Origin of the sequence: Sorangium sp. So ce426 (assembly GCF_051475585.1) — a bacterium.
GTDB classification, from domain to species: Bacteria; Myxococcota_A; Polyangia; order Polyangiales; family Polyangiaceae; genus Sorangium; species Sorangium cellulosum_B.
Window position 1 is genome coordinate 9,971,658 of record NZ_CP150341.1, and the last position, 19,414, is coordinate 9,991,071.

The window sequence follows — 19,414 nt, forward strand, 5'->3', positions numbered from 1 at the left end:
CGGCGGAATCCGGGAGGACCTCGGAAGAGCAGGTTTCTCGCGCCCCTGACGGTGTATTCTAGTGATGACATGCGCCCGCGCCCATAACAGAGCGCGAAGCGCTGTCGGTACAACGTGCGATGTGACCCAGGAGGTTGCCTATGAAGCCTGGAGTGATGCCGTTGCGTGGCGCGATCGTGGTGACCATGGCCGTCAGCCTGGTCGCGGGGGCAGCGCTGGCCCGCGGCGTGCCGATGCTGCAGAGTTACGATCCGATGCCCGGTCCCTCGCCCTGGGGCCCTGACGACGAGGCGGGCGCCTCCAACACGCAGACGCCGGACAAGGTCCTCGAGGGCAAGCGCCTGATCAAGGAGGGCAAGGTCTATCGCCTGGGTCACGTCTACGAGCCGGGGATGCCGACGTTCCCGGGCAACCAGGGGCTCTCCGTGGAGGCCGGGCCGATCTCGGTCATCCAGCAGCAGGTCACGAACTCCGAGGTGATGCACGGGGAGTTCGGCCAGATGGGGACGGAGTTCGACGCGCTGGGCCATTTCGGCTACATCCCGCCCGGGAGCACGGACCCCGCCGACGCGCTCTTCTACAACCAGTTCACCGGCGCCGAGATCCTCACGGAGGACGGGCTCGCGCACCTCGGCGTCGAGCACGTGAAGCCGCTCGTCACGCGCGGCGTGCTCCTCGACGTCAAGCGCTACGCGAACGGCGGGCAGACGCTCGCGTTCGGCCAGGAGATCACGCTGGCCATGGTGAAGAAGACGCTGCGCGCGCAGAAGATGGACGAGCGCGACATCGGCGTCGGCGACGTCGTGCTGATCTTCACGGGCTGGGAGGAGAACTGGGAGCTCGGCACCGAGGGCTATTACACGCAGCCAGGCGTGGGGCTGGCCCAGCCGGGGATCGGGATCGAGGTCGCGAAGTGGCTCGCGTCGAAGGGGATCGCCTGCGTCGGGTCGGACAATTTCGGCATCGAGGTCACCCCGCCGAAGCCTCCGGTGGCGCCGGGGGTGGTCTTCCCGGTGCACCATCACCTGCTGGTGAAGAGCGGAATCTTCATGCACGAGGTGATGGTGCTCTCGGAGCTGGCCGCGGATCTGGCCGCGGAGCTCCAGGAGCGGCCCCACGGCCACAAGAGCCCCTACGAGTTCTTCTACGTTTACAGCCCGCTGCCCCTCCGGGGCGCGTCCGGATCACCGGGCATCCCGCTCGCGATCCGGTGAGCGGATCGGCGCGCCGGCGCCGCGCGCGCCCGCGTCACCCGGCGAAGCGTTGGGGCCCCTGGACCATTCCGCCGGCCGAGCGCATCCCTCGCCGCTCCTGTCCAGGGTTTGCCACTGCGCGTCAGCGCGATTCACGCGGTGGGGCTCGCCGAGCAGGTTTCCAGTACGTGTCCGAGGCGTCTCTTCCGGCGGCGCCTCCGGCGGCGCCGAAGGAACAACCAGGCCACGCCGGCGGACTCGGCAGCTCCGCCCGGGGTGCTCGGCTCGCTCGCTCCGCTGCTCTGGGTCTGATAGAATGGTCGTTGGCCATGCTCGAGCTCCTCCGCAACCCGCACCACACGGTGACGATCGACCCGGCTTCGCAGATAGCCCGGGTGACGCGGAGCGCGCTGCCGTCCGAGTCTGTCGCGCAGTTCGAGGAGCTGTGGATGGAGGTGAGCCGCGCGCTCGACCGGGTCGACCGCCATCGGCTGTGTCTGCTCATCGATCTGCGCGCCGCGGTGGGGCGGAACGAGCCGCAGTTCGAGGCGGCGATGCAGCGGATCCGGCCGCCCGTGATGGGCCGCTTCCGGCGCGTCGCCATCCTCGTGCGGACGACCGCGGGGGCGCTGCAGATCCAGCGCCACTTCCGCGAGGACGGCATCGATCGGATGATCGGCAGCGACGAGGCGCGGCTGCTCGACTACCTCCGAGAAGCACCGGCGCGCGTCCGTTGACGCGGGCCGCGATCGGCGCAGCCCCCCCCAGACGCGCGCTGCTGCGCCGTCCGCGGTCTGCATCGAGGTGTCCTCCGTACGGCAATATCCATCGCGGTCTCCCATGCTCCGTGAGGAGACGATGATCCGAAGTCACCCCCGGCGCCGCCGCAGGGCGAACGGCTGCCAACCACGCTCCATCCCAGGTCGCCCCCCGGCCCGGGCCGCGGCGCGCCCTCTACAGTGCTCGGGCGAGCCAGGCGCGGCTCACCTTTCGTGACCGGCCGGCGACGATTTTTGTAACCTGGCGAAATAAAAGAATTTATGGGCCAGCGACCGCGCCGCCCACGCGGGCTCTCGGCGAGCACCTGGGCCGGCGAGAGCCCGCGGGGGACGTGGCCAGTCGAAGACTGGGACGGATCACCACTCCTGGGCCGCTGTCCATGTTCTTATTGAGCTTTGCAGCCCCCTACTCCGGTCTTCTCGTTTGTTGTGCGATGTGCTTGTCAGCTCGCGAATTCGACGTATAGTGTATTCGAGTCGCGCCCCTGCCGTCCGCAATGCAATCATGCGGCGTGTTGCAGCGCTCGTGTCGATCTGCCAGGTCGAGGCCCCATCCGTCCCGGTTTCGCTCTTGCGATGCCCTGGACGGTGTGTTCCGTACCGGAGAGCCACGGCGCGGCGGGAGGACAGCGAGGCATGCCTGGCGCTCGATGAGCGGTCGAGTCGAGAGATCGACAGTCTGCTCGATGGGGGGAGAGGGGTATGGTCGTACAGACCGATTGCGGTATCGAGGCTCGTGATCTCAAGGATCGACGGACCTCCCGGCGGCTCGCCATCGCGCACGTGGTGAGCAGCTTCCAGACCGGCGGCGCCGAGCAGGTGGTCGTCGATCTCGCCGCGTCCCAGCGCGCCGCGGGCCATGACGTGCTGGCGGTCGCGATCGCCGAGGATCCCGACGGCCCGCGCGCCGAGCAGCTCCGGCGGCGCGGGGTCGAGGTGCACCTCGCGCCGAAATGCCCGGGGTTCGACGCGGCGCTCACCGCCCGCCTCGCCGCGCTGTTCGCGGCGAAGGGCGTCACGCTCGTCCACGCGCACAACCACCTTTCGCTCGTCTACGCGGCGCCCGCCGGATGGCTGCACCGGGTCCCCGTCATCCACACGAAGCACGGCGTGTCCCAGGACATGCAAGGACGGAGCTGGCTGCGCCGCGCCGCGTCCGCGTTCGTCGATGCTCATGTCGCGGTGTCGCAGCCGACCGCCGCGGTCGTCCTCGGCCGGCGCGAGGTCGACCCGCCGAAGCTGCATGTCGTCGTGAACGGCATCGATCTGTCGCGGTTCGCGCCGGATCCGGCGGCGAGGGCGCGGGTGCGGGCCGAGCTCGCGATTCCACGGGACGCCTGGGTCGTCGGGAGCGTGGGGCGCCTCTCTCCCGTGAAAAACCACGCGCTGCTCGTGCGCGCCGCCGCGGCGTCGCTGCCCCGGAACGGGCGGGTGCTCCTCGTCGGCGAGGGCGCCGAGCGCGGGCGGCTCGACGCCCTCGCGCGAGAGCTCGGGGTGTCCGAGCGCGTGCTGTTCACAGGGGAGCGCCACGACGTGCCGGCGCTCCTCGCCGCGCTCGACGTGTTCGCGCTGCCGTCCCTCTCCGAGGGCCTGCCGCTCGCGCTCCTCGAGGCGATGGCCGCGGGGCTTCCGGTCGTTGCGACCGACGTGGGCGGCGTGTCCACCGTGCTCGTCCACGGGGAGACGGGCTTCCTCGTGCCGTCCGACGAGGTAACGCCGCTCGCCGCGAGGCTCTCGGAGCTCCACGCCAATCCGGCCCGCGCCGCGCACATGGGCCGGAGCGGCCGGATGCTCGCGCTCCGGCGCTACTCCGCCATCCGGATGGCCGAGCGCTACATGGAGCTGTACGCGCTGCTGCTCCTGCGGCATTCGCGGCGTGTCGCCGCTGTCCGCCCGAGCACCCTGCTCGCCCGGATCTGGGGCGCGGACCAGACGCCGCGCGCAACCGCGGCCGCCCCACACCGCCACGGCGGGCGAGCTCTCGGCGATCACCCGCCGTCGCGCTCGCCGGCGCCGCTCCCGACCTGATCGGGCGGCGGAGCGCCGCCGTCGCCGAACGCTGCTGCTTTCAAACGCTCTCGAGGGGGGACGACTCATGTCGAACGCAATGCGATGGCTCTCCGATCTCCTGGCCACGCCGTGGGCAACGCGGCCATTCACACCGATGATGCACGGCCACTCGACCATCATCGTGATGCATCGCTTCTCCGACCCGGATCGCGGGATCGAGGGCCTGGATCCGCGCGCCCTCCGGCGCGCGCTGCAGTTCCTGAGGAGCGAGCGGTATCCGCTCGTGTCGCTCGAGCGGGTGTTCCGAGGCCTCGCGGGCGAGGAGCCGCTCATCGACCGGGCCGTCGCCTTCACGATGGATGACGGCACGATCGACCAGGCGACGGTCGCCGCGCCGATCTTCGCGGAGTTCGATTGCCCGGCCACCATCTTCGTGGTGAGCGGCTATCTGGACGGCCATCTGTGGTGCTGGTGGCACCGCGTGGAGCACGTGTTCGGGACGACGCGGCGCCGCGAGCTCAGCGTGATGCTGGGCGGCCTCCGCCACGTCATCCGCCTGGACGACGGCGTCCCGCGGGCGCAGCTCGCGCGGCGCTTCATGGAGCGCTGCAAGCGCGTGCCCGAGACCGAGAAGCTCCGCGCCATCCAGCGGCTCGCCGCCGCGGCCGAGGTCGATCTCCCGGCGCGCCCTCCCGCGCGGTACGCGCCCATGTCGTGGGATGACGTCCGCGCGTGCGAGGCGCGCGGCATCACGTTCGGACCGCACACGGTCACCCATCCGGTGCTCTCCAGGACGAGCGACGCGCAATCGAGGCACGAGATCCACGTGTCCTGGGCGCGCCTGCGCGCCGAGGCCAGGCGCCCGGTCCCCATCTTCTGTTATCCGAACGGGCACGTGGGGACGGACTTCGGTCCGCGCGAGTGCGCGACGCTTCGCCGGCTCGGCTTCCTGGGCGCCGTGACCAACTGGCCTGGCGACCATGCGACGGCCAGCGGATTCCATAGCTCCGCGGACGCGCCGTTCTCGGTGCCGCGGATCGACTTCGGCGCGGATCACCGGAGCCTCATCCGCTCGGTGTCGGGCGTCCTGCGGACCAAGCAGCTGCTGCAGCGGCAGCTCGCCCTGCGAAGCGCGGTGGCGCCGGTCGATCCGGGCATGATGCTCGATGGCTCTCAGGATGAAGCCGAGGGCCCGCCGGCCCCGCTGATCCAGTGATCGCGGGACCCGCGCGCGGCCGCTCATGCAGGCCGCGGACGGCGCGGCCGGGCGCTCACTTCTTTCGGTAGGCGCCCGGCGTCGTCCCCGTGCGGCGCTTGAACGCCGTCGTGAGGTGCCCCTGATTGGAGAAGCCACACTCCAGCGCGATCTCCGCGATGGACAGCCGCTCGTCCTGGAGCATGGTCATCGCCTTCTCGATGCGGCGCGAGATGACGTACTGGTGGGGAGTCTGGTGAAAGGCGCTCTTGAACAGGCGCGAGAAATGGTCCGGCGAGTAGCCCACCAGCCCCGCCAGGTCGACGAGCCCGAAGTTCGAGGAGAGCTCGCTGTCCACGAATTTTTCAATCTGAGTTCGCTGGCTCCTCGAGAGGCTCGCGTTGCGCAGCGAGATCTCCGCCCCTGATCCCGCTCCGTACCGCGCCGACAGGTAGGAGGCCAGCGCCAGGCAGAGCGACTGCACGTAGACGGCCCCGAAGTACTCCTGCCCCTCGGCCTGCGCCTGCAGGCGACGGACCAGGTCGACGACATGGGCGTCGACAAGACCGAACCGCGGCTCCCGCTCCGGCACCAGCACGCCGGACGGAGACGCACAGAGAGCCAGCATGGATGCTTCGGGGAAGTTCACCGACGTGCACACGGAGGGCCGCCCCCGCCACTCGACGCTGTACAGCCTGGTCCTCCGCGGCAAGAGGTCCATCATCCCCGAGAGCCGCTCGAAGGAATGCTCCCGGACCTCGCCCGAGGTCGGCTCGGCGAAGCGAATGTCGACCTGCGAGGGGCCTCCCGTCCACACCAGGACCGCGTCGCTCGCCGCCTCGAGCCCCTCGAGCCGGCCGCTCTCGGGCACATACCCGATCCGGAGGGGCACCCCCACCCAGTCCGATCCGGTGAGCGCCGCGCCGTACTTTGCTGAGAACTCCGCGGTCATGCCTGGGGTCGTCCCGGAGCATCGTCAGCGTCGAGGAACACGGGGGTCAAGCCCCTCGTGCGCCGGGCATGTGAGCGCACACACACCTCGGATCGCTGGCGCCGGGTGGATCGGGTCCCGCGCGTCGGGATCCTGAAAACCTTCGCCGGGAATTTGAACGACCTCTCTGCGAGCGCCACGTACCGTTCCCTTCACTTCCTCGCAGAGGCTGTGCGGGTGGTGGCATTGCGCCGAGCTCCCGCCCCCTCTGCTTACAACACAATTTTCTTCGGTCGCTGACCGGGAGCGGGGCTCACATGTCTACCTCGACCTCTTCGCTGCTCGTCCGCCGTGGCGCATTCGGCACCTTTGCCCGCGGGATTCCGCTCGTGGGCCTTCTGTTGGTCGGTTCCATGGCCTGCTCCAGCGCTTCCGATGGGTCGTCCGACGGCTCGGGCGGCACCGGAGGAGGGGCTTCTTCCAGCAGCTCGAGCAGCGCCCAGACGACGAGCGCGGGTGAGGGCTCGGGAGTCTCCTCGACAACGAGCGGAGCGAGCAGCACGACGGCGACCAGCGGCTCGGGCGGCGGGGCTTCTTCCAGCAGCTCGAGCAGCGCCGGAGGGGCCGGGGGCGCGAGCAGCAGCAGCAGCAGCGCGGCGGAGGGAACGAGCGGGAGCGGGGGCTCTCCGGATACAGGGTTCCAGCCTTGCCCTGCGACGGGCGCCTGCAAGATCCTGCCCCTCGGGGACTCGATCACCTTCGGTCTCGGCTTCGACGGCGGGTACCGGGTCGAGCTCTTCCACCTTGCCACGCAGGACGGCCACGAGGTCACCTTCACGGGCACGCAGCAGGCGAACGGCCCCGCGATGGTCGATGGCAAGCCGTTCCCCCGCAATCACGAGGGCATCAGCGGAGAGACCATCCAGCAGATCGCCAATCGTATCCCGACCCCGGGGCTCCGGGAGATGCCGCACATCGTGCTGCTCCACGCCGGCACCAACGACATGTATCGAGAGCCGAACGGCGCCGACGCCCGCCTGGGCGCGCTCATCGACGAGCTGATCGCCGAGGCGCCCGACGCGCTGATCGTCGTGAGCAACATCATTCCTTTCCCGAGCGGCGCAAACGCGGTGAGCACGTACAACGCGAAGATCCCCGCGCTGGTCGAGGCGCGCGCCAGCAAGGGCGCGCACGTCGTGTTCGTCGATCAGTTCAAGGACTTCCCCACGTCCGAGCTCGGCGACGGGGTCCATCCCAACAAGGCTGGCTACGCCCGGATGGCGGGCCGCTGGTACGACGCGATCTCCGACTACCTGAGGTGATCGGGGCGCCAGCCCGTAGCAGCGCCGGTGCGCGCCTTCTATGTGAAGTGAGCGGTTGGCCGTCGGCGTTCCCGGTCCTCCGGATCCATCGCTCGCGAGCCTCATCGTCGGTCGCGCTGGCTCCCACCTCGGCACCATGCCGAGCAGAGCGACGGTCTCCCGCACAGGACACGGGCCCAGATCGGCGTTTTCGGCGCGCAAGCGCGCTCCTATGCGCTGAGCACCGAAAACGTCGAGGCGGGCCCGTCTCCGAAGCGGGTGACCGTCGCTCTAGAGCACCCGAAGGAACGCCGTGAGATCGGCCTTCTCCTGCGCCGTCAGCTTCGTGCCGAGCACGAGGTTGAAGAACTCCACGGTGTCCTCCAGCGTGAGCAGGCGCCCGTCGTGCAGGTAGGGAGGGCTGTCCTTGATGCCGCGCAGCGGGAACGTCTTGATGGGGCCGTCCGCGGTCGCCATCCGTCCGTTGATGAGCACGGGCTTGAAGAAGCGCTCCGCCCGCAGGTTGTGCATCAGGTTGTCCGTGTAGTACGGCGCTGCATGGCACGTCGCGCACTGGCCCTTGCCGTTGAAGATCTGCTCTCCGCGGAGCTCCTCCGGCGTGGCCTTCGCGGGGTCGAGGCGCCCGTTCAACGTGAGCTTCGGCGCCGGGGGGAAGTCGAGGATCTCCTGGAACTCGGACATCGCGTGGACCTGGTGCCCGCGGTCGAGGATGTTGATCCCCTTCTTCACGGCGATGACGATGTCGCCGTCGAAGTACGCCCCTCGCTGCTCGAACTCGGTGAAGTCCTCGACGGTCTTGAGCGCGCGCTGCGAGCCGAAGAGGCGCTGGATGTTCACGCCGCGCAGGGTCGGGGTGTCGACCCGGTGGCGGAACTCCTGCGGGCGGGTGTCGCCCACGGGGTGGGTCGCGTTGTTCGTGTGCCCGTTCGCGTGGCAGTCGAAGCAGGCGACCCCGAGGCTCGCCCTCTCCGAGCGCCGATCCGAGGTCGCGTTGAACTGCTGCTGCGGAAACGGCGTCACGAGGAGCCGGAGCCCCTCGAGCTGCTTCGGCGTCAAGATGCCGTTGAAGAGCTCGTAGAAATTGGCGATGGTGACGAGCTGCCCCCTGGAGACGTCGCCCAGGTCAGGCCGCGTGGTGAGGTAGATCGGCGCCGGGAACTCGGAGACGATGTGATCCGGCAGGTCGAAGTCGAGATCGAAGCGCGTGAGATCGCGCCCTTCCTGACGCTTGACCTCGTCGATCTGGAACTTTGGAAAGACCATCCCTCCCTCCGGGTGGTTCGGGTGGGGCAGCGGCAGGAAGCCCTGCGGCCAGAGGCCCTGGTCCCGGATGGCGTCGGGCGTGAGCGCGGCCAGCGATTCCCACGTCGTCCCCTTCTCGAGCTTCACACGGACGCCGCCCTGGACGGGCTTTCCGCGCGACATGGTGACCCCAGGCGCAGGGCGGTCCGAGAGGTCGTACCGCGCCTCGAGCAGCGTCTTCTGGCGCTTCATCACCGCGGGTTTGTCGGCCTTCATCCGGGCCATCAGCGCGGCGAACGGCTCCTTGTCGTCGACCGGCAGGTAGCTCGTGCGCGGCGTGGCGGGGCCGGGCGGCGGATACGCGTTCATGGGCGCCCTCGGGCCCGTCGGCGCGACCGTCTCGGCCGTCCCCGGCGGCGTGCCACGCGTGCTGTCAGGCGCCAGAGGTACCGCCCCCGGCGTCGAGGCGCAGTTCACGAGGCCGAGCGAGAGCGCGGCAGTGCACGCGACCACGCACGTGATATCCATTCTCTTCACAGGCATACGAGCGGCTCCTTCACGAGGGGTACGTCGTCAGCTCGGATCGGCGAACGAGCACGCCTCGCGCCATCGCGGATCACCGTGCCCACGGAGCTCACGAGCGCGCTCCGTCCAGCCGATGTGCGGGCGGCGCGAGGCAAACTGCCACGATCCGTGGCATCATGGCCCGCGTCGCGCCGTGTGCGCGACCGGGGCGTGCACGCCTCACGGCGGTCCGTTCAGCCGCCCTGTTCGCCCGGATCCGGCTTGACGCGGAAGAACGGCGCCCTGACGTCCTTCGCTTCGAAGAAGAACACCCGATCCCAGACGGGGACCCGCTCCCGCTCCGTCAGATCGTACACCTCGCCTCGGGACAGGCTGCCGACGAGCTTCGCGCTCGACTGGCCTCGCATCCTCCACCGGAACTCGTACGGGAGCAGAATGCTGGCGTCGCCGAACATGCCGCGGCGCTCGGCGAAGCTCCGCCGCGCGGCCTCGGAGAGCTCCCGGGCATGACGGAGGTTCGGGGCGACGATGTAGGTCGTCGCAAGGCCCTCCTCCAGCATCTGCCGGTTGATGAGCCGACCGCGCGACAGGACATATCCGAGGACGCGACCGTAGGCGTCGAACGGCTGTTCGTCCGCCTGGATCTCGACCTCGGCGCCGTCGGGGACCAGCTCGGAGAGCCGCTCGGCGGCCAGCTCGGCCCAGTAACCTTGCGAGGCGCCGAGGAAGTGCGTCTCCGGCGTATCGATGGAGAGCATACGGACAGGATGGATCACGCCGCGCTCGTCGCGCACGCGGAGCGTGTCGCCGTCGACCGTCCTCACCACCTCGGCGAGGAACCTGTCGCCCGGCAGCTCCCGGCGCGGCCCCCGCCTCCGGGAGACAAGAGACACGTAGTCGATGAACCTCCGGAACTCCGGAAGCAATCCTGCCATCGCCCCCTCCTATGATGGATAGCCCCACAGAAACCGCCGTTCGCGCATCGCAGGGACTTTCGCCCTGCCCAGGCGGCCTGTTCCATGAAGATATAGAGAGGGCCCTGACCCTAGGAAAGCGCTCGCCGCGCCTGACCCGCGGGGCGCGAGGTGGCCTGAGGCGCCGGTCGGATGGGGAGGGAGAATCGAACGCAAAGACGCAAAGGCGCAAAGACGCCAAAAGGCAAGAAGGAATATTTCCGCCTTCGCTCCTTTGGAGCGCCGACGCTGCAATCTTCTCCTGGCGCCATCACGAGCTTTTCTCTCTTCTCTTGGCGTCTTTGCGCCTTGGCGCCTTTGGGTTCAATTCTTCTCTTCTTCATAGCACCGCTCATCCCGCCGCCTTCCGGGCGTCGCCGGCGCCGATCTCCTCCAGCAGATCATCCTCGTCCTCGCCCGCGGACACCTTCTCCAGCGCCAGCCTCAGCGTCGGCTCGGCGCTCGCCTCGGCGGCGACGCGGATCCGTCTCTCCACCGCTGCACCCCCGTGCGGGCGCGCCGCGAGCGCCGCAGCGACGCGCTGCTCCGGCGGCGCAGAACCGTCCTCGACGATGCGCAGCACCTCTTCGAGGTCGTTCCCCGCCGTCCGGTACCCGGTCCTGGCCACCAGCGACCCCAGCGCTCTCTTCCACTCGGCCAGCGGCCGGCCATTGCGCGCGATGACCTCCAGCAGCCGCGCCCGATCCTGCATCGCGACGGCGGCCTGAGCGGCCTGAATACGCTCGATCAGCGCCGTGGCCTCGGCGGAGCTGGCCGCCGGGACGGCGATCGACTCGCCGTGCCGCAGGGCGATCTTCACGAAATGATAGGCGCCGCCAACTCCCCCCTGGGTGTGAGCGACCTGGACGATGGCCCTGTGCGGGAGGAACCGCCGCCGGAACGCGCTCTTGAGCATCACGCCGTCGGTGCCGATATGCACCCAGCTCGGCGTCACCTTGGACCAGAGCCAGGCCGCGACGCCCAGGAGCGGCGCGAGCCCGCCCATTGCCACCACCATCGGAGCGAGGGGCGCGAAAGACCACCTTTCGATGGCCGTGAACAGCAGGATCAGCAGCACCAGCGCACCCGGGGCGAGGATCAGGACGAAGACGGCCAGGAGACAGCCCGCGATCTTGCGACCGCTGGAGTCCTCGCGGTACGTGCGCATCCGCACCGCGCGCGCCTGCGCCCCCGCCCCGGCCCGCGACAAGAGGTCGATCGCCTCCTCCTCCGAGGCTTGCTCGACGGCGGCGACGCGCCCATCCGAGAACGACAGCACCGCGGCGTGGCCGTTCGGCGTCCGCTCCGTCCAGCCGCCGGCGAGGCGCGCGAGCGGCAGACTGCTCTCCTTCGCTCCCTCCGCGATCAGCAGCCGCTCGCCCTCGATCTTCACCCTGCCGTCGCGGAGGCGGCGCTCGCCCGGTCCGCGGTCCGCGCCGGCGAACGACAAAGCGCTGACGAAGTAGCTGCCAAGGCCGATCAGCGCGGCGACGAGCGAGGCCTTCTCCATCCCGAGCGCGGCTAGCCCCCACGGCGCGGCGAACGTGCCGACGAGCGACGCGATGACCACGGATCCGAGGAGGCGCTTGTCGCGGCGGGCGTCCTGCACCTCGACCTTGCAGCGTCGCTCGGGCGAAGCCGCGCCGGGAGCGCCCTCGCTCATTGCTGCGGCCGCATCGCCAGGATGGTGGTCATCGGTCGAGGATAACCCGGGGTCATCCAGCCGCACCAGCGCCCTCGGCGATCGCCGGCAACATCGTCGTGGTCGCCTGGAAGCGTGAGGGCCAGGGCCCCGGATACCCCTGCTCCCAAGCCGTCGTGGTGAAGAAGCACGGCCGAGCCGGCGCCCTGCGCCGGAGCAAGCTCTTCGAGGGCGAGGACATCACGGTGCTGGGCGGCGGGTCCGCGAGCAGCGTCGCGATCGAAAAAGACAAGAGATCAGGGAGCGAATCGCGGGCGCAGCATGCGCGGAGCGCGGGGGACGGCAGCGCGCAAGGGCTGCGCCGTCACGAGCGAGCGTGGCACACCCGCCCACCGGGCGAGCGTCGCCACCGCGGCGTCCCTGTCGACCGGGTCGAGGCCGCCGATGTGCGCGCCGTGGTTGGCGCCCGGCGCGAAATAGCGATACGAGTCCACCGCCGCGCCGAGCTCGAAGGCCCCGGCAGACCAGGGGTCGTTCTCGCCGTAGATGAACAGGAGCTCGCTGCCTTCGCTGGCGACCCAGCGCGCGACGTCCTCCATCGCGGCAGGCAAGAACTCCGGCTCGACGGGGATGCTCGGGAGGCGGTCGACCGACCCCCAGTCGAACGTGAGCAGGTCAGCGATATCCGCGGTGTCGGGCTTGGGGGCGCCGAGCTCTGTATAGCATTGCCAGTAGTACGGCTCGAAGGCGAGATACGCAGCATCGGCGCCGGCGCTCACGGGAGAGATCAGGCCGAGGGCCAGCCACAGGTCGTCGTCGGACGCCGACTCATCCGGGATCTGGCCGCAGGTGGCCTCGAGCGAGTAGAGCCAGAAGTAGAATGGGAGCCATATCACAGCGCTCTCGAGCTGCGCCTCCACGCCGAACAGGTCGTACGTCAAGCCCAGCGCGCCCGCCTCCGTCTCCGCGCGCTCGAGCATGGCCGGGCGCCGGAGCAGCACCTCGCGCCGGAACGCGGCGATGCGCTCGCGGCAGTCGGCCTCGCTGACCTCGTTCAGGAAATCGATGTAGCGTGGATCCTCCACACCGTAGCTGAGCGGAGTCACGTAGGCCACCGTGCCGTCGACGTCATCGGGGTAGAAACGACGATGGTAGACGGAGGTCATTCCCCCCTTGCTCGCACCCGTGGAGATCCATCTCCCGGTGTAGATCGTGCGGAACGCTTCGACGACGCGGTGGTGATCGGCGGCCGCCGCTTCGATCGTCATCTTGGTCCAATCCGCCGGCTCCGGGCGTGACGGCGTGAAGAACCGGTGCTCGATGTAGATCTGGTTTGCGTTCAAGAGCGCGGTGGGCTCTTCGATGTACTGCTCGGGGAGAAACAGCGAGTAGCCGGTCGCGGCGAGCACGAGCGGCGCGCTCGAGTCGCGGTGGTGCAGCGCGAGCCGCTGCCGGAAGCGCTCGCCCCCCGGGGCATCGTGATCGACAGGCTGTTCGAGCTCGATGACGAAGAACCGATAGCCGGGGATCCTGGACGCCTCTTCCGTGACGTCGGCGACGTCGAGCGCGCGCAGCTGATCCAGGATGTCCACCGCGGCGCCGCCGCCGCCGGCCGACCCGCCGCCGCCGGCCGACCCGCCAGCGCCGCCCACGCCGCCAGCGCCGCCGCCCGTCGCGCCGCCGCCCCCTGTCGCGCCGCCGCTGGCACCGCCCTCGCCGATCGAGCCGCCGCCGGTCCCGGCGCTCGCGCTTGTGCTCGAGCTCGCGGAAGATGTCGTCGAGGCGCTCGCCTCTCCGCTGCCGTCGTCTCCGCAGGCGGCGACGGCCGCCAGCGCGAGCGATATCAAGAAGGCCGCACTGCTGTTCTGAATCGTCCGGTCGGCCATCGTGACGGCAGCGTGCCCGATCGGCGTGCGGAGCGGCGTGGCGCAGCAAAATTTCCACGTTGCGGGTGAGCCATCCCGGAACAGGCGCCCGGATCACCGTGGCAGATCGACTAGCTTGACCCCACTCCTGGGCGTTGGCAGCCCGCGGTGGCGTGTCGAGGCGAGCTCCACGGAGCCATGATCGATCTGGTCGCGCTCATGAATCAGCCGCAGCGCGATCAGACGCTGCTCGCGGAACGCCGCCGCGGCGCCCCCGACGTCATTCGGTATCCCAGTCGCAGCGCAGGAAATGGCGCTGCTGCCGGAAGATCAATACCGCGTGCCTGCCGCGAATGCCGAGATGAAACTGCCGCCTGTCAGCGTCCGCGCGCTTGCGAAGTGCAAGCACTTGCTGTCCGGCCATGCGCCAGAAGGTCGGCTCCAGGTAGGCTGGGGCTGGCGCGTCCTGCGCCGAGTAGGTGATCGCGACGAGCTCGCCCTCGCCGCCGTAGTTGACGATCAGCGTGACGCGCGTATTCGAACAATGAATGCTGTACGTCGCCTGAGCGAGACGCGGCCAAGCCAGTACTCCGAGAGCGACGAGGAGCGCGCTGAGCAGCTGATTCATGGGTCGACGACGGACACTGGGCGCCTGGTAGCTCTCCATCGCGGGATCTCCTCTCCATGGCCGAGGCGAACAGGGCGCTCGACCCCACCCCACCCGGTCCAGCAGAAGCGACGGAGGCGCCGCTAGGCGCTGCAGCGGGAGAGCGCGTGACGGAGAGCGCTCTGGAGCAGCCCGAAGGTCAGGAACGCCCCCTCCGCGCCGCCGATCTCGGTCATGGTCCGCGCGATCGCCGGCGAGATCCCGGAGACGAGGCACCGGCTGCCGAGGAGGCTCGCCGCGCGCACCACGGCGAGCAGGTGCGACACGGTCGCGGCGTCCACCGCGCTGACGCCGGTCAGGTCAAGGATCGCGAAGCGCGCGTGTGTCCGGACGATCTCGGGGAGCAGCCGCTCCATGATCTGCGCCGCCCTCGCGGTGTCCACGGTGCCGATGACCGGCAGCACGAGCACGCCCTCCCACGCCTGGATGATCGGCGTGGACATCGCGAGCATCGTCTCCTGCTGCTGCCGCAGCAGCGCCTCGGCGCGCTTGCGCTCGGCGTTCTCCTCGGCGAGCTGGCGGTTCTTCCGCTGGAGCTCCTCGGCGTCGCTCTCCCGGCGCTGGAGCGCCTCCCGGAGCTCCGCTTCCAGCCGCCTGGACGCGGTGATGTCCCTGACCGTCACCGCGACGCCATCGTCGAGCGGGACGATCTGGTATTGCAGCCACAGGCTCTCGCCCCCGGGCAGCACGCTCTCCGTCTCCTCGAGGAGCCGCTCGCGCGTCCGAAAGACGCGCTCGTATTTCTCGAAGAGCCCGGAATCGCGGACCGTGGGAAAGACCTCGACCAGCCGCCGGCCGATGATCTCCTCGCGCGGCCTCGACGTCACCTGGCTCACCAGCAGGTTGGCCTCGGTGAACACGAAATCAACGGTCTCGCCCGGCTCGCCGAACGTGCGACGAAGCACGCTGAACCCGTCGAGGCTCCCGTCGATCGCCGCCCGGTACCGCGACTCGGCCGCGACCAGCGCCTCCTCGGCGCGCCTGCGCTCGGTGATGTTGCGCGCGACGAAATAGACGAGCTCAGCGTCCGGGTAGATCGCCGAGTTCCACTCGATCCACAGATACGAGCCGTCACGGCATCGATATCGATTCACGAACGTCGCGGTGAAGTCGCCGGACAGCAGCTTCGCCGACGCGGCCACGGTGGGCTCGCGATCGTCGGGATGAACGAAGTCGAGGAAGGGCGTGGCCATGAGCTCTTCGCGCGAGAAGCCGAGCGTCTGCTCCCACGCCCGGCCGATGCGCTTGAAGTAACCGTCGAATCCGGCGATTCCCACCATGTCGACAGAGAGCTCTAAGAAGCGGTCGAGGTCGTCCACCCGAGAGGCTTCAGGCATGATGAAGAGCATGCCTATCACCTCCGCCGCGGGCCGTCGACCCCCCTCGGCCAGGCGCCCCGCAGCGCGCCGCGCGATGGACGCAAGGCACACCACATCAGACCACGAGGTCGTGGTGAGTGCGCGGCTGTCGCGTCCGCGGCTGTCGCGCCGGCGTCGTGAGCGCGACGCCAGCCCACCGAGCTCGGGGTTGATATCGCGTCACCGCCGCGGCGGCAGGGATCGCGGCGGTGATACCGCCGATGTGCCGGGCAGGCGAGCCGCTCAGCGGCTCGCGAGCATCGCTGCTCCTGGACGAGCAGCGCTGTTGCCCTGGTGTCGCACCACGACCAGCGTGGCCCTCCTGGCGCTGCGCGCCGGCCGCCGTCGGGCAGGCGCGCCGCCGGCCAGCGCCGGCACAGGCCGTGCCTGCTTCCGCGCCATTGCGCGGCGCTCCCGGGCTCGAGTGCTGCATTGCACGCTGTCCCTCATCATGCCGGCGCCCCTCGTCGCCTCACCGCTCCGCCGTGGCGGGCGGCGGCCGCGTTCGTCGGGAGGAGCTCACGCCGAGGTGGGAAGACCGCCTTGTTCACCACGGACCCGAGGCGGCGCTTGTCGCGGCGGGCGTCCTGCACCTCGACCTTGCAGAGTCCCTCGGGCAACGCCGCGCCGGGAGCGTCCTCGCTCATCGCTGCGGCCGCATCGCCAGGATGTGATCATTGCGGCAGCGTGCCCGATCGGCGTTCGGAGCGGCGTGGCGCAGCAAGATGTCCACGTCGCGGGTGAGCCATCCCGGATCATGCGCCCGGAACCCCGTGGCGGATCGACTTGCTTGACCCCACTCCTGGGCGTTGGCGGCGCTGGATGGCGTGTCGAGGCGAGCGCCGGTCATTCACAAGTCCAGGCGCCCGCGCGCACGATCATGCCCGTGGCGCAAGCCCATCGCTCCGCCGTGACGGCCTCGATGACGCAGGACATTGCTCTCGCGTCGATGTCAGGATCCTGTATCCCGACGGCGCAGCCCATCTCATCGAACTTGGCCGCTAACCCAGCGCCGCACGGAAAGTTCGTGGCGATGACGCAATCCTCGCCGATCTCCAGCAGGCGCTCCGTCGCAACGTCTTCGGAGGTGCCTCCAGCTTCGCAGAACACCGGGCGCTCTGCGCAGGGCGTGAGGCCCTCGAGCGGGATGGGATCGAACTCTCCCTCCGAAGCGATGATCCTACCGAAGTCCGGGTCCCGGGCGTCATCCCAGCCTCCAGTGCCGCTCGAGACGTCCGGAACACCCGCGCCGCCGGCGCTGACGCCTCCCTCGGGGTGGCTCGCTTCACAGCCGAGACAGCTCGCGACGGAAGCTACAAGCAATCGATGTGTCCATTGCATGGACCGAGCATAGAGAGCTTCCATGCGGAGCACAACGCGACCCGCCGCGTAGCGTCCCCCCGCCCCCACCCCAACCCAGGTTGGGGCGACCCGAACCCGACTACTTCCGGATTTTCATGACCGTACCGCCACTGTAATTCGTCCAGTACACGCTCGTGCTGTCAACGGCGATGCCGCGTGGTCCACTTTGCCCCCTAGCGATAGCTGTGGGAGTACCGCCGTCCACTGGAACTTTCATGACCGTACCATCGCCGGAGTTTGTCCAGTAGACATCGCTGGAGTCGACGGCAATGTCATGCGGCTCAGCCTGATTTGTGGCGAGGGCAGTGGGAGTGCCTCCAGTAATCGGCACCTTCATTACTGAGCCCAAAGATGTGCCCCGTTCACCGCTGTTCGCCCAGTAAACGCTGGCAGAGTCTACGGTGACGTTAATCGGATAATTCTGCCCGACGGCGAGTGGAAAAAGGGCGCTCCCGTCTTTGAAGCTTCTCATTACCATCCCCGTTCCCGGATCGGTGTCCCTGCGAATCGTCCAGTAGACAAAAGTGGAGTCGACGGCCATGCCGTATATATCGAAGCCACTGTAAATGACATTCATATCGGAGGGGATTCCGCCTATTAGAATTGATCCCACGCGAAATGGCGTCGTGTAATATGCGGTTGAGGAGTGAACGGCCACTCGTATCGACCCAGGCTCGTCGAGGTTGTCAAGAGATGCGGGGAGGCCACCGGCCTTTGGGACCATTGTCACTGCGGTCGCGTAACGCGCAGCCCAGTAAACGTTGATGGAATCGACGGCAATGCCCGTCGGGATGTGCAGCATATCGGCGAGGACGACGGCGGGGCCCTCGAGCAAGCTAGCCTTCATTACCGTGCCGTCCGCGCCGGTTCCCTCGGTGGTCCAAAAAACATGGGTGGAGTCGACGGCTATGTACGCTGGCTTACTCTGGTCAGTTGCAATCGTAATTGGTGCGCAGAGCGAGTCTACGCACGGTTGACCTAGACAGTTGCTCCCGCAGTGGCCGCAATTTTGTTCATCGTACGCCAGGTTAGTACAAGTGCCGGAGCAGTCTGTCAGGCCATCCGGACAGGCAGGCACGTCGACTCCGCCGGCCCCGGACTCCGCAGCACCGGCACTGCCGGATGTTTGACTGCCGGACGCCGCGCCTCCACCTTCCCCGGACCCCGCAGCGCCGGCGCTGCCGGATGTTTGACTGCCGGACGCTACGCCTCCACCTTCCCCAGGCGTTGCAGCGCTTCCCCCTTCTGCTCTTTGGTATCTGTCCCAATCTGCGCCGATGAACGACTCGCAGCCGGAGCCAACGGTGCAGAGCATAAGCTTCCAAGCCAGGGACGACATTCTTCGAGCGCTCGGCATGTGACACCTCCAGTCGGTTGCAATGTGTTGTCTTGTTGCTGCTTTGTCTCGAGTCATTATGTGCACCCTAAATGCTAAAGTTGCGATGCGGACAGTCAGAAGAGCCGAGTTCGTGCGTCACTGGGAGCGCCCGCAGTTTGTGCCGCGGCGCCGCCGCCCGTACCGGCCGCCCGGTGGCCTGGAGCGCGCGCCAGGCGCCGGTCCACGGGGCCTCACGGCGGAGCGCCTCGCACGCAGCGCGGTAGCGGCGCTCGCGCTCCTCGACGTCCCTCAGCCAAGGTCCGGCGACGCACCGGACCAGGTAGCACGGGGCGCCGAGGGCATCGAGAGTGCCGCCCCAGGTGTCGCCGAGAGCAGCGATCCACCTGTAGTCGCTCCTGAGAGAGCGGCTGAGCGGGGCGCGTGCGCGGGGATTGGACCGTACCCAGGCAGCTGCCGTAGAGTACATTTTGTCGCGACGGCCCTTCATAAGGAGAGGCAACGATAGCACAGCGACTCTCCACGGGAAACCGCCGCGGAGGGGGAGGTGTACTCCGCGGTAGAGCACTGTTGACGCTCAGGCTGGCTTGTGGTCCGCCGAGCAGGCTCACTGATGGCCATCGCGGACGTGCTCAGTTGCATGCAGGACTCCTGACGGCATCGCTCGAGCGCGAGCCGCAGGCCGCCTCGCGATGGCCACCATCGTTCGTGGCCACCGGCGCCGACGAGGTGTTCCTCCGCCGGCGCCGAGGGGCGGCCATCGTCTCGGTCAGCGTCAGCTGCCGTCCGTCCCAGGTCGCCGACGATGCGCGCCATCACGTCACGCTCGACGAGTTTCTTCTTCCGTCGTGCCGCCGCGCGCAGCGCGGCGGTGGCCATGCGGTCTATCTCGCGCAGGCGTGATGGCCTCGATGACGCAGGACGCCGCTCTCGCGTCGATGTCAGGATCCTGTGTCCCGACGGCGCAGCCCATCTCATCGAACTTGACCGCGATCCCAGCGCCGCACGGAAAGTTCGTGGCGATGACGCAATCC

The 19,414-nt window shown here is 68.8% G+C and carries 16 protein-coding genes; 6 read left to right on the plus strand and 10 right to left on the minus strand.

Going from position 1 to position 19,414, the window contains the following annotated elements; genetic code table 11:
* The first annotated feature begins 140 nt into the window (after positions 1-140).
* From WMF44_RS37340 to WMF44_RS37355, 4 genes are all read left to right on the plus strand, one after another.
* Entirely contained in the window at positions 141-1,214 is a 1,074-nt protein-coding gene (locus WMF44_RS37340) for a cyclase family protein (protein WP_437294814.1), read from the plus strand.
* A 308-nt stretch (positions 1,215-1,522) separates the two neighbouring features.
* Entirely contained in the window at positions 1,523-1,930 is a 408-nt protein-coding gene (locus WMF44_RS37345; RefSeq protein ID WP_437294815.1) for a hypothetical protein, read from the plus strand.
* A 744-nt stretch (positions 1,931-2,674) separates the two neighbouring features.
* Complete coding sequence (locus WMF44_RS37350) at positions 2,675-4,000, plus strand: glycosyltransferase (RefSeq protein WP_437294816.1); 1,326 nt, start codon at positions 2,675-2,677, stop codon at positions 3,998-4,000.
* Between the two features lie 67 nt (positions 4,001-4,067).
* Positions 4,068-5,198: a polysaccharide deacetylase family protein gene (locus tag WMF44_RS37355; protein ID WP_437294817.1), complete on the plus strand. Its 1,131-nt coding sequence runs from the start codon at positions 4,068-4,070 to the stop codon at positions 5,196-5,198.
* 55 nt (positions 5,199-5,253) lie between these two features.
* Here WMF44_RS37355 and WMF44_RS37360 read toward each other — a convergent pair whose 3' ends face one another.
* Positions 5,254-6,129, minus strand: a complete 876-nt coding sequence (locus WMF44_RS37360; protein ID WP_437294818.1) for a helix-turn-helix domain-containing protein — start codon at positions 6,127-6,129, stop codon at positions 5,254-5,256.
* A gap of 392 nt (positions 6,130-6,521) precedes the next feature.
* Between WMF44_RS37360 and WMF44_RS37365 the strand changes: the two genes are divergently transcribed.
* Positions 6,522-7,430 carry an SGNH/GDSL hydrolase family protein gene (locus tag WMF44_RS37365; protein ID WP_437294819.1) on the plus strand — a complete coding sequence of 303 codons (909 nt, stop codon included), beginning with the start codon at positions 6,522-6,524 and terminating at the stop codon, positions 7,428-7,430.
* 270 nt (positions 7,431-7,700) lie between these two features.
* On the opposite strand, the gene WMF44_RS37370 is transcribed toward WMF44_RS37365, so the two are convergent.
* The 9 genes from WMF44_RS37370 to WMF44_RS37410 form a co-directional block, all read right to left on the minus strand.
* The gene (locus WMF44_RS37370) at positions 7,701-9,041 is read right to left on the minus strand and encodes a cytochrome B6 (RefSeq protein ID WP_437301659.1); all 1,341 of its coding nucleotides are present in this window, start codon (positions 9,039-9,041) and stop codon (positions 7,701-7,703) included.
* A gap of 389 nt (positions 9,042-9,430) precedes the next feature.
* A complete protein-coding gene (locus WMF44_RS37375; protein WP_437294820.1) occupies positions 9,431-10,132 on the minus strand; it encodes a thermonuclease family protein in 702 nt (233 codons plus the stop codon).
* A gap of 370 nt (positions 10,133-10,502) precedes the next feature.
* Positions 10,503-11,813, minus strand: coding sequence for a hypothetical protein (locus WMF44_RS37380; RefSeq protein ID WP_437294821.1), 1,311 nt, complete (start codon positions 11,811-11,813; stop codon positions 10,503-10,505).
* Positions 11,814-12,088: 275 nt separating this feature from the next.
* Entirely contained in the window at positions 12,089-13,678 is a 1,590-nt protein-coding gene (locus WMF44_RS37385; RefSeq protein ID WP_437294822.1) for a S28 family serine protease, read from the minus strand.
* Between the two features lie 259 nt (positions 13,679-13,937).
* On the minus strand, positions 13,938-14,285 hold the full coding sequence (locus WMF44_RS37390) for a hypothetical protein (RefSeq protein ID WP_437294823.1): 348 nt from the start codon (positions 14,283-14,285) through the stop codon (positions 13,938-13,940).
* Positions 14,286-14,407: 122 nt separating this feature from the next.
* Complete coding sequence (locus tag WMF44_RS37395) at positions 14,408-15,661, minus strand: PAS domain S-box protein (protein ID WP_437294824.1); 1,254 nt, start codon at positions 15,659-15,661, stop codon at positions 14,408-14,410.
* A gap of 470 nt (positions 15,662-16,131) precedes the next feature.
* Positions 16,132-16,329, minus strand: a complete 198-nt coding sequence (locus WMF44_RS37400) for a hypothetical protein (protein ID WP_437294825.1) — start codon at positions 16,327-16,329, stop codon at positions 16,132-16,134.
* 199 nt (positions 16,330-16,528) lie between these two features.
* The gene (locus WMF44_RS37405) at positions 16,529-16,792 is read right to left on the minus strand and encodes a hypothetical protein (protein WP_437294826.1); all 264 of its coding nucleotides are present in this window, start codon (positions 16,790-16,792) and stop codon (positions 16,529-16,531) included.
* 331 nt (positions 16,793-17,123) lie between these two features.
* Positions 17,124-17,891, minus strand: a complete 768-nt coding sequence (locus WMF44_RS37410) for a hypothetical protein (protein ID WP_437294827.1) — start codon at positions 17,889-17,891, stop codon at positions 17,124-17,126.
* A gap of 1,197 nt (positions 17,892-19,088) precedes the next feature.
* Here WMF44_RS37410 and WMF44_RS37415 point away from each other — a divergent pair.
* A complete protein-coding gene (locus WMF44_RS37415) occupies positions 19,089-19,283 on the plus strand; it encodes a hypothetical protein (protein ID WP_437294828.1) in 195 nt (64 codons plus the stop codon).
* Positions 19,284-19,414 lie beyond the last annotated feature (131 nt).